General features: G+C 71.3%; 12 protein-coding genes. 6 read left to right on the plus strand and 6 right to left on the minus strand.

Going from position 1 to position 16,740, the window contains the following annotated elements:
• The first annotated feature begins 84 nt into the window (after positions 1-84).
• A complete protein-coding gene (locus Q1B24_RS05610; protein WP_299924492.1) occupies positions 85-672 on the plus strand; it encodes a sigma-70 family RNA polymerase sigma factor in 588 nt (195 codons plus the stop codon).
• Entirely contained in the window at positions 663-1,133 is a 471-nt protein-coding gene (locus tag Q1B24_RS05615; RefSeq protein WP_299924495.1) for a hypothetical protein, read from the plus strand. The genes Q1B24_RS05610 and Q1B24_RS05615 overlap by 10 nt, the downstream gene beginning before the upstream one ends.
• A 22-nt stretch (positions 1,134-1,155) precedes the next feature.
• On the opposite strand, the gene Q1B24_RS05620 is transcribed toward Q1B24_RS05615, so the two are convergent.
• Positions 1,156-1,848: a response regulator gene (locus Q1B24_RS05620; RefSeq protein ID WP_299924498.1), complete on the minus strand. Its 693-nt coding sequence runs from the start codon at positions 1,846-1,848 to the stop codon at positions 1,156-1,158.
• Complete coding sequence (locus Q1B24_RS05625; protein ID WP_299924502.1) at positions 1,845-3,464, minus strand: ATP-binding protein; 1,620 nt, start codon at positions 3,462-3,464, stop codon at positions 1,845-1,847. Before Q1B24_RS05625 ends, Q1B24_RS05620 begins: the two co-directional genes overlap by 4 nt.
• 113 nt (positions 3,465-3,577) lie before the next feature.
• Between Q1B24_RS05625 and Q1B24_RS05630 the strand changes: the two genes are divergently transcribed.
• The 4 genes from Q1B24_RS05630 to Q1B24_RS05645 are packed head-to-tail and all read left to right on the plus strand — an operon-like array spanning position 3,578 to position 7,063.
• Positions 3,578-4,573, plus strand: coding sequence for a tripartite tricarboxylate transporter substrate-binding protein (locus Q1B24_RS05630; RefSeq protein ID WP_299924505.1), 996 nt, complete (start codon positions 3,578-3,580; stop codon positions 4,571-4,573).
• Positions 4,570-5,112: a tripartite tricarboxylate transporter TctB family protein gene (locus Q1B24_RS05635; RefSeq protein ID WP_299924508.1), complete on the plus strand. Its 543-nt coding sequence runs from the start codon at positions 4,570-4,572 to the stop codon at positions 5,110-5,112. Before Q1B24_RS05630 ends, Q1B24_RS05635 begins: the two co-directional genes overlap by 4 nt.
• Positions 5,112-6,656 (plus strand): tripartite tricarboxylate transporter permease, encoded by a 1,545-nt coding sequence (locus Q1B24_RS05640; RefSeq protein ID WP_299924511.1) that lies wholly within the window; start codon positions 5,112-5,114, stop codon positions 6,654-6,656. The genes Q1B24_RS05635 and Q1B24_RS05640 overlap by 1 nt, the downstream gene beginning before the upstream one ends.
• The gene (locus tag Q1B24_RS05645; protein ID WP_299924514.1) at positions 6,653-7,063 is read left to right on the plus strand and encodes a universal stress protein; all 411 of its coding nucleotides are present in this window, start codon (positions 6,653-6,655) and stop codon (positions 7,061-7,063) included. Before Q1B24_RS05640 ends, Q1B24_RS05645 begins: the two co-directional genes overlap by 4 nt.
• A gap of 17 nt (positions 7,064-7,080) precedes the next feature.
• On the opposite strand, the gene Q1B24_RS05650 is transcribed toward Q1B24_RS05645, so the two are convergent.
• From Q1B24_RS05650 to Q1B24_RS05665, 4 genes are all read right to left on the minus strand, one after another.
• Positions 7,081-7,632 (minus strand): copper resistance CopC family protein, encoded by a 552-nt coding sequence (locus tag Q1B24_RS05650; protein ID WP_299924517.1) that lies wholly within the window; start codon positions 7,630-7,632, stop codon positions 7,081-7,083.
• Complete coding sequence (locus Q1B24_RS05655) at positions 7,629-8,765, minus strand: inositol-3-phosphate synthase (protein ID WP_299924520.1); 1,137 nt, start codon at positions 8,763-8,765, stop codon at positions 7,629-7,631. Before Q1B24_RS05655 ends, Q1B24_RS05650 begins: the two co-directional genes overlap by 4 nt.
• A gap of 73 nt (positions 8,766-8,838) precedes the next feature.
• Positions 8,839-9,846 (minus strand): sugar phosphate isomerase/epimerase family protein, encoded by a 1,008-nt coding sequence (locus Q1B24_RS05660; protein WP_299924523.1) that lies wholly within the window; start codon positions 9,844-9,846, stop codon positions 8,839-8,841.
• A 302-nt stretch (positions 9,847-10,148) separates the two neighbouring features.
• A complete protein-coding gene (locus Q1B24_RS05665) occupies positions 10,149-16,532 on the minus strand; it encodes a ThuA domain-containing protein (protein WP_299924526.1) in 6,384 nt (2,127 codons plus the stop codon).
• Positions 16,533-16,740 lie beyond the last annotated feature (208 nt).

Below are 16,740 nucleotides of genomic sequence, written 5' to 3' on the forward strand. Positions count from 1 at the left end.
TCGTCGTCACGCCCGAGATGGCGTGAGCCCCGTCACGTCGGCCTAGCCTTGGACAAAGGTTGGACAACCGGGCAGACTCCCCGCGTGCCCACTGACCACTCCCCCGTCGTCGCGCAGGACGACACGGGGGTCGCCTCCGACGTGGCACTGGTGCGCGCGGCCCGGCTCGGGGACGACGACGCGTTCGGCGCACTGGTCGACCGGCACGGACCGTCGATGCTGCGCTACGCCCGACGCCTGGTCGGCGGGAGCGAGGCTGACGCGGGCGAGGTGGTGCAGGAGGCGTTCATCTCGGCGTGGCGCAGCCTCGACACGTTCCGCGGCGACTCGTCGATCCGGACGTGGCTGTTCCGGCTGGTGCACCGACGGGCCGTGGACCTGCAGCGGCACCGGCGCCCGACGCCGATCGACGACGAGCTCATCTCGCGCGTGATCGAGGCGTCCGGCGACAACCCGCTGCAGGACGTGCTGGACGCCGAACTGCTCGAGGCCTTGCAGCGAGCGCTCGACGAACTACCGTGGAACCAGCGCGCGGCCTGGCTGCTGCGTGAGGTCGAGGGTCTGGGGTACGAGGAGATCGCACGGACCATGGGGACGACGGTCGGCAGCGTGCGGGGCCACCTGCACCGCGGCCGCCGACAGCTGGCAGAGAGGATGGCACGATGGCGTTGAGTCAGACCGGCCCCCTCGAGCGGGCGGCGGCCGCTGCTCGGGCGGAGGAGCCGGAGGACTGGGAGTCGGTGTCGCGCTCGGTCAAGCGACGCATCCACGCGACCGTGACCCCGTCGCGGCCCGTCGTCGTGGTCGCTGCCGACGGCACCACCGACCAGGACGAGCACGGCTCGCGCACCTACGTCGCCTCGCGCGTCGTGCGCTCCCGGCTGCGCGAGGCGCTGGGGCGCAGTGCGGACGCGACACCGGAGCGCATCGACCTGACCGTCGGCGACGACGAACGCCTGGCACGCGTCGAGATCGACCTCGTCTGCGCCTACGGCACCGAGCTTCCGGCCGCGGTCGAGCAGGTGCGTGCGCTGGTCGAGGTGATCGTGTCCGACCTGCTGGGCCCCGGCACCCGGGCGCCGGTCGACGTGGCCGTGACCGACGTCGTCGTCGGCGACGTACGCCTGTCCTGAGGCCGCACCGCACCTCCTGCAGCTAGCCGGCCGGCCGGTAGCGACGCTCGGGGCGCCCGGCTCCGCCGTACTGCAGCCGCACGACGACGACGCCGCGGGCGACGAAGTGCTCGAGGTAGCGGCGCGCGGAGACGCGGGAGATGCCGACGAGGTCGGCGCACTCCGCCGCGGAGAGCTCGCCGGCGCCGCGCAGCGCGTCGTGCACGGCCTCGGCGGTCTCCGGGCTGAGCCCCTTCGGCAGGCTCACGGCCGTCGCCGGCGCGGCAGCGGCCGCCCCGAACACCGCGTCGATGTCGTCCTGGCCGGGCGCACCCGTGCCGGAGAGGGCCAGCTGGGCGGCGCGGAACGCCTCGAGGCGCACCTGCAGGTCCTCGTAGTCGAACGGCTTGACGAGGTAGTGCACCGCCCCGCCGGACGCGGCCGCCCGGACGGTGTCGGCCTCACGGGCCGCGGTGACCATCAGCACCCCCACGTCGTCGCCGGCCGCACGCAGCCGCCGCAGCACGTCGATGCCGGTCATGTCGGGAAGGTGCACGTCGAGCAGCAGGAGGTCGGGTCGCAGGCGGGCGGTGTCGTCGAGCGCGGCCTGGCCGCTGCTGGCGACCCCGACCACGACGAAACCCTCGGTCCGCTCCACGAACTGGGTGTGGATGCGCGCGACCATGAAGTCGTCGTCGACGACGAGCACGCCCAGTGCCCCAGCCGGACCCGTCATGCCTGCACTCCCACTTCCGCACCCGGCAGCTGCGCCTCGAACACCGCGCCCGAGCCGTCCGGGCCGGGGTGGACGGTGACGGCGCCGCCCCGACGCTCGCAGACCACCTGCACCAGCGCCAGTCCGACACCCCGCCCCTCCGCGGTCGAGGCCTTGGTGCTCCAGCCCCGGCGGAAGATCTCGCCGACCATCTCGGGCCGCACGCCGGGCCCCGTGTCGGCGACGGCGAGGTGTACGACGTCACCGTCGAGACGCACGTCGACCTCGACCGTCGTGCCGCCGACCGACACGGAGGCGTCGACGGCGTTGTCGACGAGGTTGCCCAGCACCGTGCCGACGTCGGTGGACGCCTCCGGGTCGAGGCGGGGCAGGTCGCTGTCGTGGGCCATGACCAGGCCGACCCCGCGCTCCGCGGCGAGGCTGGTCTTGGCGATGAGGAGCGCGGCCACGGCGGGGTCCTCGACGTGCGCCGTCACGGCGTCGGAGATGTCGCGGCGCCGCCGGCTCAGGGTGCCGACGAGGCGGGACACCTCGTCGTACTCCCCCAGCTGCACCAGCCCGGAGATCGTGTGGAGCTGGTTGTGGAACTCGTGCGTCTGGGCGCGCAACGTGTTGGTGATCGACTCGCGCGCGCTGAGCTCGCTCTGGAGCGCGAGCAGCTCGGTGCGGTCGCGCAGCGTGGTGACCGAGGCGACCCGGCGCCCGCCCTCGACGACCGGGTTGCGGTTCACGACCAGCACCCGCTCCCCCAGCACCACGACGTGGTCGCGGATCTCGGCGTCGTCGGCCAGCAGGTCGCGCACGGCGGGATCCAGGTCCAGGTCGTCGACCCGCCGTCCCTCCACGTCGCCCTCGAGCCCGATGAGCTCGCGGGCGCTGTCGCTGAGCACGGTGACGGTGCCGTCGTCCGACACGGCGACCACCCCCTCGCGGATCGAGTGAAGCAGTGCCTCGCGCTGGTCGGCGAGGGCGGCGATGGCGGCCGGCTCGAGGCCGCGCGTACGCCGCCGGATCAGGCGCGAGAGCAGGAACGCGCCGGCGACGCCGAGGCTGAGACCGAGACCCGCGAAGGTCAGCAGGTCCGGCAGCACGCTGCGGGCCCGTTCGCCCCACGTGGGGTACTCCTCGGCCACCATCGCGATGCCGACGAGCTCGCCCTCGTCGTCGATGATCGGCACCTGCGCGGCGATGGACGGGGTGCCGAAGTCGTCGACGTCACCGGTCCACGTGCGCAGCTGCTGCACCGTGCTGTCGTCGAGGTCGATCCGTCGCTCGCGGCCGCCGAAGTCGCTGCTGACCAGGACGACGCCGTCCGGGTCGGTGAGGTAGACACCGCTGGCCTGGACCCTGGTGCGCACCTGCTGGGTGTACGACGTCAGCGAGGCCCGCCGGCGCTCGACGACGCCCTCCAGGAACGGGTCGCGCACCGGCTCGATGTTGGCCATCGACTCGGCCGCCGCGCGCAGCCGGGCACCGCGGGTGTCACGGAAGTCCGCGTCGCTCTGCTGCACCGAGACGATGCTCGCCAGGGCCACGACGGCGAGGAGCACCGTCAGCTGCAGCACCAGGAACTGCCCGGCGAGGGTCGCCGGCCACCAGCGCGAACGTGACCACAAGTTCCACAACCTCCATTGCTTACCCAAGCGTGACGGGCACCACACGCAGTCTCCACCATCGTCGTGGGCGGACCTGCGAGGGCCGCCGACAGAGACGACAGAGCGGAGTGCACATGAGGCGCCGAAGGACGACGCGGGCCATCGCCACGGTGGTGGCCCTCGGCAGCGCGCTGGTGCTGGCGACCGGCTGCGGGGTGACCCGCGGCGACGAGAGCCAGGACCTGACCATGCTGATCCCCAACAGCCCGGGCGGCGGCTACGACCAGACCGGTCGCGCGGCGGTGGCCGTGATGGAGAACGGCGACATCACCGGCGGCTCGTTCGAGGTCACCAACGTGATCGGCGCCGGCGGGTCGGTCGCGATGACGCGGCTGATGAACGCCGACGGCGACGAGCGCACACTGATGACCGCCGGCCTCGGCGTGGTCGGGTCGCTCTACTCGTTCGGTGCGCCCTACGCGATGGACGACGCGACGCCGCTGGCCCAGCTCATCGAGGACCAGGAGGGCGTCCTCGTCCCCGCCGACTCGCCGTACGAGACGATCGACGACCTCGTGCAGGCATGGCAGGACGACCCGGCCGCCATCGTCGTCGGCGGGGGGTCCTCCCCGGGCGGCCCCGACCACCTGTTCCCGATGCAGCTCGCCAGCGCCGTGGACGTCGACCCGCGCGACGTGACCTACGTGCCCTACGACGGTGGCGGTCCGCTGACGAGCGCCCTGCTCGGCAACAAGATCGACGTCGGCTTCTCCGGCGTCGGCGAGTTCGAGGGCCAGCTCTCGTCCGGCGAGCTGCGGCTGCTGGCCGTGTCCGGCGAGGAGCGGCTCAAGGGTGAGGGCATCAGCGAGGCGCCCACCCTCACGGAGGCCGGCATCGACCTGGTCTTCACCAACTGGCGCGGCGTGTGGGCGCCCCCCGGCATCAGCGAGGAGCGGCGCGACGAGCTCATCGCGATGCTCGAAGAGATGCACGAGACCCCCGAGTGGCAGCAGGCCCTCGAGGACAACGGCTGGATCGACGAGTTCAAGACCGGCGACGACTTCACCCAGTTCCTGAAGGAACAGGACCAGCGCGTCGCCACCACCCTCGAGGAGCTGGACCTGCTGTGAGCACACCACTCGACACCCACCCGGACACCCCGGGCGCACCCGCCGCCCCGGCGGCCGAGCCCCGGCGCGACATGGCGCAGCTCGGCCTCGCGGCCGCACTGGTCGTCGTCGGCGCCTACACCGTCTACGACGCGACCACCTTGCGCATCGGCTTCGGCGACCCGGTCGGGCCGCGCGTCTTCCCCTACGTCATCGGCGCCGTGACCGTCCTCCTCGGCGGGCTGCTGGTGCTCGCGACCCTGCGCGGCGACGTCCCGGAGGCCGAGGGCGGCGAGGACGTCGACCTGCGCCAGCCGGCCGACTGGGTCACCGTCCTCAAGCTGGTCGGCGTCTTCATGTTCACGGTCCTGACGGTCTCGTCCCTGGGCTGGGCGATCAGCGGCGCGATCCTCTTCGTCGGATCGGCCTGGTCGCTCGGCAGCCGCACCCTGGTGCGTGACGTGATCGTCGGCCTCGTGCTGTCGGTGACCAGCTGGTACGCCTTCCACGAGGGCCTGGGCGTCATCCTGCCCGCCGGGATCCTGGACGGGGTGCTCTGATGGACAACCTCAGCCTGCTGATGGGCGGCTTCGGAGCCGTCCTCACCCCGGAGAACCTGATGTACTGCGCCATCGGCGTGCTGCTCGGCACCTTCGTCGGCGTGCTGCCGGGCATCGGCCCGGCCATGGCGGTCGCGCTGCTGCTGCCGGTGACCTACGGCCTCGACCCGGTCGCCGCCTTCATCATGTTCGCCGGCATCTACTACGGCGGCATGTACGGCGGCTCGACGACCGCGATCCTGCTGAACACGCCGGGTGAGTCGGCGTCGGTGATGACCGCGCTCGAGGGCAACCTGATGGCGCGGGCAGGCAAGGCCGCGCAGGCACTCGCCACCGCGGCCATCGGCTCCTTCGTCGCGGGCACGATCGGCACGCTCCTCGTGGTCTTCTTCGCCCCGGCGCTCGCATCGGTGGCCGTCGAGATCGGGGCACCGTCCTACTTCGCGCTCATGGTCCTCGCGATGGTGTCGGTGACGAGCGTGCTCGGCGGCTCGCCGCTGCGCGGCTTCATCGCCCTGTTCATCGGGCTCACCATCGGCCTCGTCGGCCTCGACCTCAACACCGGGCAGCCGCGGCTCAGCTTCGACCAGCCGCTGCTCGCCGACCGGATCGACGTCGTCGTGGTGGCGGTCGGCATCTTCGCCCTCGGCGAGGCGCTCTGGGTGGCCGCCCACCTGCGACGCAGCCCGGCGCACGTGATCCCGGTCGGTCGTCCGTGGATGAGCCGCCTGGACCTCAGGCGGTCGTGGGGCCCGTGGCTGCGCGGCACGGCGTACGGCTTCCCGTTCGGCGCGGTGCCGGCCGGTGGCGCGGAGATCCCGACGTTCCTGTCCTACATCACCGAGAAGCGGATCGCTGCGCGCAAGGGCCAGGACGAGTTCGGCCGGGGTGCGATCGAGGGCGTCGCCGGCCCGGAGGCGGCCAACAACGCCTCGGCCGCCGGCACCTTCGTGCCGCTGCTCGCCCTGGGCCTGCCGGTGACGGCGACCTCCGCGGTCATGCTCGCCGCCTTCCAGGGCTACGGCATCGAGCCCGGACCCAGCCTGATGACCGACCAGCCCGACCTCGTCTGGGCGCTGCTCGCGAGCCTGCTGATCGGCAACGTCCTGCTGCTGGTGCTCAACCTGCCGCTCGCCCCGGTGTGGGCCAAGCTGCTGCGGATCCCCCGGCCCCAGCTCTACGCCGGCATCCTGTTCTTCGCCGCGCTCGGCGCCTATGCCACCAACCTGCAGGCCTTCGACCTGTTCCTGCTGCTGCTCCTCGGCCTGCTCGGACTGATGATGCGGCGGTTCGCACTGCCGGTGCTGCCGCTGATCCTCGGCGTCATCCTCGGCCCACTCATGGAGCTCAAGCTGCGTGAGGCGATGGCGATCTCCGGAGGCGACGTCTCCGGCCTGTGGAGCGAGCCCCTCGCCATCGCGATCTACGTGGTCGTCGCGATCGCCGTGGTCGCTCCCCTGGCGGTCCGTCGGATCCGCCCCACCCCGGCCGCCGTGGCCGAGGAGCTCCAGGCCCCCGCCGACGAAGAGGAGAAGGTGCGATGAGCCAGCAGGACGCAGTGACGATCGTGGTGGGCTGGTCCCCCGACGAGTACGGCGAGGCGGCGCTGCACCGCGCCGTGGAGGAGGCGAGGCTCCGCGACGGACGTGTCGTCGTCGTCAACGCCACTCGGGGTGATGCCCTGGTCGATGAGCGCTATGCCGACGAGGACCAGCTCGCCGCACTCGCGACCGAGCTGGGCGCAGCGGGTGTCGCGGTCGACGTACGCCGCTCGATGGGCGCCGACGTCGGCGACCAGGTCCTCGCGGTCGCCGAGGACGTCGCCGCCGACCTGGTCGTGATCGGCCTGCGCCGCCGCTCTCCCGTCGGCAAGCTGCTGATGGGCAGCGTCGCCCAGCGGATCCTGCTCGGCGCGGACTGCGCCGTGCTGGCGGTCAAGCCGGCCGACTAGCTGCATCCGCGCGCCGGTCAGGTGGTGCTGCCGGGAGCCCGACGTCGGTGCCACAGCACCAGCGCACAGGCGCCGGACAGCAGCACCACCGCTGCCGGCACGACGACGCCGCGGAGCACGCCCTCCGGGGCGGTGTCGGACGAGGAGGACGCGCCTGCCGCGGCCTCCTCGTCTCCAGCGAGGGTGCCGCCGCCGATCTCGAAGTTGATCTCCCCGGCGATCTCGTGACCGTCGGTGGACAGCACGTCGTAGGTGAGGGTGTAGGCGCCGTCGGGCCCCGCCCACAGGTTCTGGCGGACCTCCGCCCCGACCGAGGTGGCGTCGCCGTTGGCGACGCTGCCGTCGGGCCCGGTCACGGTGACCTCGTGGACCTCGCTGACCGCACCGGAGAAGGTGAGGATGGCGCGCGAGGGCAGCGCCTCCAGCACCCCGGACTCCGAGGGGTCGGAGGAGAGCAGCTCCGCGTGCGCCGCTGCGGGCGGAGCCCACGCGAGCAGCGCCAGGACGGCGGCGAGGCTCGCGAGGACGGCGGCGACGCGTCCGGCGCGCGGCGGTGGTGTGGCGCTCATGCCTCGAGCCCGTGGCGCCAGGCAACGAGGTCGTCCCACTGCTGGGCCAGCCGGTGCTCGGTGCCTCCCACCGGGTCCTTGAAGAAGAAGGCGAGCTCGGGGAGGGGACCGGTCCGCCCGACCGCGTGCGCGGCGGACACCAGCCGTGCGAGGTCGAGGACCAGCGGCGCGGCGAGCGCGGAGTCGCACCCCTCCCAGGTGAGCTGGAGCGTCATGCGGGTGCCGAGGAAGCCGTCGAACCGGACGTGGTCCCACGCCGTCTTCCACTCCCCCAGGTCCTCGACCTGGTCGATGTGCATCGGCCCCGGGACCGCCCGGCCGACCATGGCGTCGAGGCCACTGCGCTTGGCGACGGTCTTGCTCCGCGCCGCCTCGGGGTCGGCCAGGGTCGCACCGTCGCCACCGCCGAGCAGGTTGACCGACGTCCACGACCGCAGGTCGAGGGCGCGCATCACGAACATCGGCGCGAGCGCCGACTTGAGCAGGGTCTCCCCTGTCTTGCCGTCGCACCCGGCCCAGGGCAGGCCGCCGCGTCGCGCCGCCTCGACCACGACCGGCAGCCGCAGGCACGGGCTGGGGGTGAAGGAGACGAAGGACGCGCCGGCGCGGAAGGCCGCCAGCGCGTAGACGGCCCCGACCGGCAGCGCGTCGTCGACGGCCGTCATCGAGTCGGGGTCGGGGACCGGCGGCTGGGTGCTGGCGACGTCGACCACGACCACGCGGTCGAGCCGGTGCCGGTCGCGGAAGTCGGCGATGTCGGCGGCGAGCCGCTCCACCGCCTCGGCGGCGGTGGCCGACCCAGCCGCGTGGCCGGGTCGTACGTCGGCGTCCACGGCCTCGAGGTGGGCGCGGGCGGCGTCCACCAGGGCTGTCGGGACGACGCCGCCGGCCGCGAGCTCCTCGGCCCGCTTGAGCAGCGACTGGGCGCTGACGTCGTGGCCGCCGAAGACCAGGCCCGCCAGGGGCGGCAGGCCGTCGGGCCGCAGGTCCGGCAGCTCTGTCACGAGAGCGGTGGTCGGTGCGAGGCCATGCGCCACGGCGTACGCACCGACCACCGCTGTGGTGGCCACCGAGCCCCGCGCACCCACGAACCACACGCCTGTCCTGGCCGTCACCTCGGGCGTGGTGTTCATGTCGTCCTCCTCGGACTGGTGGGCGGGGGCACGGTGGACGTTCAGGTGGACGTCCAGGTGGACGTCCGGTGGGTCAGGACGAGGTCGAGAAGGCCGCGTCGAAGGACGCGGCCGGGGCGTCGAACGCCAGCCGCCGCACGAACTCGAGCGCCTCCGGAGCGCCGACGAGACGGTCCATGCCGGCGTCCTCCCACTCCACCGAGATCGGGCCGTCGTAGCCGATCGTGTTGAGCATCCGGAAGCACGCCTCCCACGGCACGTCGCCATGACCGGTCGAGACGAAGTCCCACCCGCGGCGCGGGTCGGCCCAGGCCAGGTGGGAGCCCATGCGACCGTTGCGACCGTTGCCGACCTGCTTCTTCGCGTCCTTGCAGTCGACGTGGTAGATCCGGTCCTTGAAGTCCCACAGGAAGCCGACCGGGTCGAGGTCCTGCCAGACGAAGTGCGAGGGGTCCCAGTTGAGGCCGAACGCCTCGCGGTGGTCGATCGCCTCGAGCGCGGCCACGGTGGTCCAGTAGTCGTAGGCGATCTCGGACGGGTGCACCTCGTGGGCGAACTTCACGCCCTCGCTGTCGAAGACGTCGAGGATCGGGTTCCACCGGTCGGCGAAGTCCTGGTAGCCGGCGTCGACGAGCGCCTGGGAGGCCGGCGGGAACATCGCGACGTACTTCCAGATCGAGGACCCGGTGAACCCGACGACGACGTCGACCCCGAGCTTGCGCGCGGCGCGCGCGGTCATCTTCATCTCCTCCGCGGCGCGCTGGCGCACGCCCTCGGCGTCGCCGTCGCCCCAGATGCGGTCGGGGAGGATGTCGCGGTGGCGGGCGTCGATCGGGTCGTCGCAGACCGCCTGGCCCTTGAGGTGGTTGCTGATCGCGAAGACCTGCAGGTCGTACTTCTTGAGCATCTCCAGCTTGGCCGGGACGTAGGACTCGTCCTCGACCGCTGCCCACGGGTCGAAGTGGTCGCCCCAGCAGGCCAGCTCGAGGCCGTCGTAGCCCCAGCCGGAGGCGAGCTTGCACATCTCCTCGAACGGCAGGTCGGCCCACTGGCCGGTGAACAGGGTGACGGGGCGTGGCATGTGTGCTCCTCAGGTAGTGGTGGTGCGTTTCGGCTGGTCGTGCGGATGGTGCGGGTCGTGCGGGTGGTCCAGTGCTATCTGGTGGCCGGTCGGCCGGCGCGGACCGGTGCCGGGACGGAGCGCCGTGTCCCGGCACCGGCCGCTTGGGGGCGGCGTCTTGCGGCACCACTCCCCGCCCGGTCGGGGGCCCGGCCTCCGGCTCGCACGCAGGGCCGATCCTGCGTACGCGCCGGTTCACCTCACCCGAGGGTGCTGTGGTGGCCGAGCCGCCCGACGTCGGACGTCCTCGTGCTCGCCGGCGCCTACAGCTGCGACTTCAGCGTGCGCGACAGGCGCTTGAGTGCGAGCCTCACCTCCTTGTCGCCCACCCGGGAGGCGAGCCGCTCGAAGCGCTTGAGCGACCTGACGGCCTGCCCTGCGTCCTTGCGACGGTCGGCACGGTTGGCGGCCTGGAGCTGCTTCTTCAGCTTCTTGGCCAGCTTCGGACCGACCAGGCCCTGGTCGTCGAGTCGGTTGACGAGCTTCTTGACCTTCCCGTAGGACCGGACCACCACCCGGAAGGTGACCGCCTGCGAGGCCTGGTTGCCGGCCTCGTCGAGGACGGTGACCTCGAGGGTGTGACGGCCCGGTGCCAGCGACATCGCGTCGAGGCGCACCGGAGCGTTCACCACCTCTCCGTCGAGTCGGACCACCTGCTCGGCGGCACCCGACGTGGCGTCGGAGACCGTGACCCGTGCGGTCCGGACCGCGGCGACGTCGAGCTTGGCGCCGTCGGCGATGCCGTCGACGGCCACCATGGGCGCCGTGGCGTCCATCTTGATGGTGGTCGTCTCGATCGCCGAGGTCGTCCCGGCGGCGTCGGTGGCCCGGGCCTGGACCCGGGTGACGCCGTCGGCGCTGACCTTGAACGGCGCGGTGTACGCCGTCCACGGGCCGTTGTCGATGCGGTACTGGATCGAGACCCGACCCTCGCCGCCGGCACCCGCGAGGGTGACCGTGACGGGTGCGGTGAACCAGTTGGCACGACCGTTGGCCGCGGCGGGTGCCGTGGTCATGGTGACCGACGGCTTCGCCGGCTCGACCGGCTCACCCGGCTCGCTGACGACGACCTCGAGCTGTCCGCCCGCGGTGTTGCCCGCCTTGTCGGCCGCGCGGTAGCGCACCAGGTAGGTCCCCGGCTCGTCGAACGTCAGCGGGGCGTCGTACGCGCTCCACGTGGTGGCGTCGCCGATCCGGTACTCGATGCCTGCCACACCCGAGGTGGCGTCGGTGGCGGTCAGCGTGACCGTCTTGGTGGTGCTGCCGGTCTCGGCCGTGGTGACGACCGGAGGAGCGGTGTCGACCTTGACGGTCTCCGAACCGAGCTCCGAGACGTTGCCCGCCACGTCGGTCGAGCGGTACTCGACCAGGCGCTCACCCTCGCCGGTCACCGGGACCGCGATGGAGTAGGGCATCCAGTCCCCGCCGTCGATGCGGTACTCGATCGAGCCGAGGCCCGACCCGCCCGCAGCGTCGGTGCCCGCCAGGGTGAACGACGGACGGCTGGTGTGCCACCCGTCCTGGCCCGTGGCGTCGGGCACCGTGATCGTCGCGGTCGGTGCGACCGTGTCGATCTTGACCGTCAGCGACTTCGTCGCCTCCACGTTGCCGGCCTCGTCGGTCGAGCGGTACTCGACCAGGCGCGAACCCTCACCCGTGACCTGGACGGCACCGGTGTAGGGCGTCCAGTCGCCCCCGGCGATGCGGTACTCGGTCGAGGCGACGCCCGACCCGTCCGTCTTGTCGGCAGCGGCCAGGGTGAACGACGGCCGCGTGGTGTACCAGCCGGCCTGGCCGGTGGCGTCCGGGACGGAGATGGTCGTCGTCGGTGACGTGGTGTCGCCCGGCTCCTCGCCACCCGGCTCGCAGGTGTCGTCCTCACCGAGGGTGAAGAAGTCGAAGCTCGCCGTGATCCCGGCTCCGGCCGTCTGGTTGGCGGCGGAGAGGAGGCCGATCTTCGGGTCGGTGAGGCCGGCGATGCTGTAGCCGGCGTCCATGTCCGTCCACGACTCACCGTCGGTGCTGTAGCTGCCGAGGACCTCGATGCCGTCCTCGCTGGTCAGCCGCAGCCACACGGTGGTCGGGAACTCCGCCCCGAGGCCCGGCGTGTTGGTCTCGACGGCACTGGCTGCGGTCTCCCGCGCCGTCTGGATGATGTTGGACGCGGCGTCGGGGTCCCCGCTGCGTCCCTGGAAGACGTGCTTGAGGTAGTTGTCGTCGTCTCCGTAGATGAGCAGGCCTGCCGACTGGTAGGACCTGTTGATCGGTGCGGTGACCTTGGTCGTGGCGACGAACGGACCCTCGGGCAGGTCACGGAGGACCAGGTCGCGGGCGGTGTTCGTCGTCTGGTAGAGGTCGGTCGCCTCCATCGGGATCTTCACCGAGCCGTCGGAGACCGTGAGGTTCCCGCTCGGTCGTACGACGGTCCACGGCGGGGACGCCAGGGACTGGCCGTTGAACTCCTCGACGACGCAGGGCTCGGTGCAGGGCACGGCCGTGTCGTCAGGGGTCAGGGTGAAGTAGTCGAACTCGGCAGTGATGTTGTCGGCCGCACCCGCTGCCGTGCTGCCCAGGGCGAGCAGGCCGACCTTCGGTGCGGTGATGCCGGACAGGTCGCGGGGAGCGGCCGTGCCGTTCGACGTCGTGATGGGGAGCCAGGTGGCCCCGTCTGTGCTGTAGGTCGGAGTGACGACGTTGCCGTCGGTGCTCGTCATCCGCAGCCACACGGTGTCGGGGAAGTCCGCGCCGAGGGCGGTGGAGTTGGACTCCGATGCCGTGCCGTTGACCTCCTTGGCGAACTGGATGACGTTGGCCGCCTTGCTGCCCGCCGCGGCCGTGGAACGACCGGAGTAGACGAGCTTGAGGTAGTTGTTGTCATCGCCGTAGACGATCAGGCCACCCTGCTGGTAGCCGCGGACGGCAGGCAGCGTGAGCTTGGTCGTGACCTCGAAGGCCCCGCCCGGCAGGTCCTGGAGGACGATGTTGGGCGTGGTGTTGGTGCCCTGGTAGATGTCGGAGTTGGTCAGCGGGATGTTGAGCGTCCCATCGGCCACGGTGAGCGCCTGGTCGACGCGCACGCTCCGGTTCCACCGCTCGGTGTCGAGGGCATCTCCCACGAAGTCGTCGGAGCGACCGCTGAAGCAGATGTCCTGCGCTGCCCTGACCCTCACCTCCAGCGTGCGGGTGGTCTTCGCCCCGCGCGAGTCGGTCACGACCGCCGTGACGACGTACGTGCCCGGCGTGGTGTAGGTGTGGCTCGGGTTGGCGTCGGTGGAGCTGGTGTCGTCCCCGAAGTCCCACGCGTAGGTGACAGGGATGTCACCGTCGGCGTCCTCGACCGTGCTGGTGAACTGCACGGGCAGGGGTGCCTCGCCGTTGGTCGTGCTGGCCTCGATCGAGACGGCCGGGGGCTGGTTGTCCGTGACGCCCCGGCCGTTGAAGCGCAGCCAGTTGACGTTGGCGCCACCCGTGGTGGCCACGACGAACAGCGGCTCGCTGTCGGTCGAGGCTCCGGTGAAGGTGGTCGACACGTCCTGGTAGGTCTGAGCACCGCCCGTGTTGGGCACGTCCAGCGTGCCGATCACGGTGCCCGTGGGCGAACCCTGCCGGATCTCGAACGCCGCGCCGGCCGTGGTGGAGGCCGCACGCATCGAGACGCCGGTGATGTTGGTCAGGTTCATCACGTCCCAGGCGAACCAGTCACCGGTCTCGACTCCGTTGACGTTCTGGCCGCCGTCGGTGTCGGTCGTGGTCTGGGTCGTGACGCCGGGGGTGCCCGAGGTGTTGGCCCCGGTGCGACCGGTGCGGTCGAAGTACTCGGCCTCCTTCTTCTTGGTGTGCAGGATGATGCCGTCGACGCCCGTCAGCTCGCCGGCCACGCCGGCACCGCTGTCGGTGTAGGTGGCCTTGATGGTGCCGAAGATGTTGGCGCCCACATGGCCGGTGTCACCGGGCAGCGCGAGGGTGCCGCTGCAGCCCCGGTACTGCTCGTAGTCGTGCGAGTGCTGGTCGTGGCCGAGCCCGGGCTGGACGACGACGCGGTCGCAGTCGATCGTGCCGTCCTCGGGGTCGCTCACCTCGACCTCGTACTCCAGGTAGTCACCGAACTCGAAGAAGCCGCCGTCCGGGGGCAGGACGAACTCGACGGTCGGGGCGGTGTTGCCCGCCGTGATGTCGACGTTGGTCGTGCCGGTCCGCTCTCCCTCGTCGGTCACGGTGAGGCGCGCGGTGTAGTCACCCGCCTCCGTGTAGGTCCAGCTGCCCGTCGGGGTGGTGGCGTCGGTGGTGCCGTCGCCGTCGAAGTCCCACGCGTAGGTCAGGCCCGTGGCGTCACCGGTGTCGGCGTCGAAAGAGGTCGTGCCGTCGAACTGCACGGTCAGCGGCGCGGGACCCGACGTCCTGTCGGTCGTGGCCCTGGCCACCGGCGCACGGTTGCCCTCGACGTAGTCGATCCGGTAGATGCCGGAGTCGGTGTTGTTGCCGTTGAAGCCGCTGCCCCACTCGATCATGTAGAGCGCGCCGTCAGGCCCGAACTGCAGGGCGTGCGGACGCCGCATGGGCAGGTTCGGCAGGAAGCGGTTGATGTCGGCGTCGTCGGTCCCGGCCTCGTTGAGCTGCACCGTGAACAGCCGGCTGTTGTTCCAGTCGGCCCAGATCGCCTTGCTGTCGAAGTAGGCGGGCCACTTGCGGTCGGAGGCCAGGTCGGGGTCGTAGGAGTAGGTGCCCGAGGTCATCGGTCCACCGCTGGACCCGATCTCCGGCGTGCCGGTGAGCGAGGCGTTGTTGCTCTGCCACATGACGGCCGCCTTCGCCGGCGGCAGGTCGGTCAGGCCCGTGTTGTTGGGCGAGTCGTTGACCGGGTTGGCGCAGTCGAAGGCCGCGCCGGCGGTGCCGCTGGCGAAGTTGTAGTCGTTGTAGGGGGTGTTGTCGCCGACGCAGTAGGGCCAGCCGTAGTTGCCGGGCTCGTCGAGAATGTTCCACTCGACGCGCCCGTTGGGCCCACGTGTGGCGCTGACCGAGCCTGCGTCCGGACCGTAGTCGGCGACGAGCAGGTTGTTGTTCTGCTCGTCGAGGCCGATCCGGAACGGGTTGCGGAAGCCCATCGCGTAGATCTCGGGACGGGTCTTGTCGTCGGCGTCCTCGGCCTCGTCGAAGAGATTGCCCTCCGGGATGCTGTAGCCGCCGGCCGCCAGGGGCTTGATGCGCAGCACCTTGCCCATCAGTGAGTTGGAGTTCGCAGACGTGCGCTGGGCGTCCCAGGCGCTGCGGCCGGGCCGTTCGTCGATCGGGGTGTAACCGCCGGAGTCGAACGGGTTGGTGTTGTCACCGGTGGCGAGGTAGAGGTTGCCGTCGTTGTCGAACTCCATCGCGCCACCCGCGTGGCAGCACTGCTCACGTTGCGTCGGCACGTCGAGGATCGTCGTGGCGGTGTCGACTTGCAACGTGTTGCCCGACATCGTGTAGCGGGAGATGCGGTCGGTGGCCACCGAGCCCGCGGGCGAGTAGTACAGGTAGACCCAGTTGTTGGTGGCGAAGTCCGGGTCGAGCGCGAGGCCGAGCATGCCGAACTCCTGCCCGGTGTAGACCGGGATGTTGCCGGCGGTCACCACGTTGCCGTTGGGCAGGATGATCTTCACGTCGCCGTTGCGGTCGACGTAGAACACCCGGCCGTCGTCGGCGATGGCGAGCTCCATGGGGTTCGAGGTGTTCTCGTCGAGCGCGACCTTCTCGAAGCTCGGCTCCAGGGTGGCCTTGCAGTCGGAGTCGACCACGCCGGCCGCGGTCTCGATGCCGCCAAGGACGTGCTTGAGGAACTTGGCGTCGGTGAACGACGCCTCGGTGTGGCCCATCCCGGTGTACCAGCTGCGGCCGCCGTCGTAGTCCTGGCACCACGCGATCGGGTGCTCGTTGCCCATCGCTCCGGTGCCCGGGGCGTAGGTCGACTCGTCCAGCGAGGCGAGCACCTGGACCTTGCCGCGGGGGTTGGTGCGGAAGTTGTACCACTCGTCGGTGCGCTCCCAGCGCGACTCGATGCCGGCGGTGGAGGGGTGCGCGGGGTCCTCGACCTTGACGGTCGCCGTGGGGGTGCCCGGCGGGTGGTTGTTGAAGTAGGAGCCGACGAGCTCGCCGTACCACGGCCAGCTGTACTCGGTGTCGGACGCGGCGTGGATGCCGGCGTAGCCGCCACCGGCCTGGATGTAGCGCTCGAACGCACCCTGCTCGGCATCGTTGAGCACGTCACCGGTGGTCGACAGGAAGATGACGACCTCGTACTGCTCGAGGTTGGCGTCGGTGAAGGCGGTGCCGTCCTCGGTGACCGTCACCGTGAAGTTGTTGTCGGCCGCCAGCCCCTGGATGGCGGTGGTGGCCTCGTCGATGTTCCCGTGGCGGAACGCCGCGGTCTTGGAGAAGACCAGTGCGTCGAACGACTCCTCCGCGGCCGCCGCAGCCGATGCCGCCGGGTCGGCGGTCCACGGGACCGCGTCGCCCAGGGTGGTCGCGGACTCCTTCTTCTTCCTCTTCTCGGTCCGGTCGGTGGCCGACGCCTCGGGGGCGGTGGCGGCGGCGCGCTCGGTGCTCGGCGCCGCGGTTGCCGAGGAGGCCAGCCCGATGCCCGCGCCCAGCGGCAGCGACACGAGCAAGGCCATGCTGGAGCCGACTGCGACGCGAGAGCGCCTCTGCAGTCGCGTGATGAGTCTGTTCATCACGATCCCTTCTGTGGTGACGGATGTGCGCTCCATCAGTTCCGGGGCGGGTCCCCGGGCGTTCGGCCCCTGTCACGCGGTGGTGCGGTGGATCGGTGGTGCGTCAGGTGGTGCATCGGTGGTGCATGGACGGTGGTTCGGACGGACGGTG

The sequence above is a fragment of the uncultured Nocardioides sp. genome, assembly GCF_947488025.1.
Classification (GTDB): domain Bacteria; phylum Actinomycetota; class Actinomycetes; order Propionibacteriales; family Nocardioidaceae; genus Nocardioides.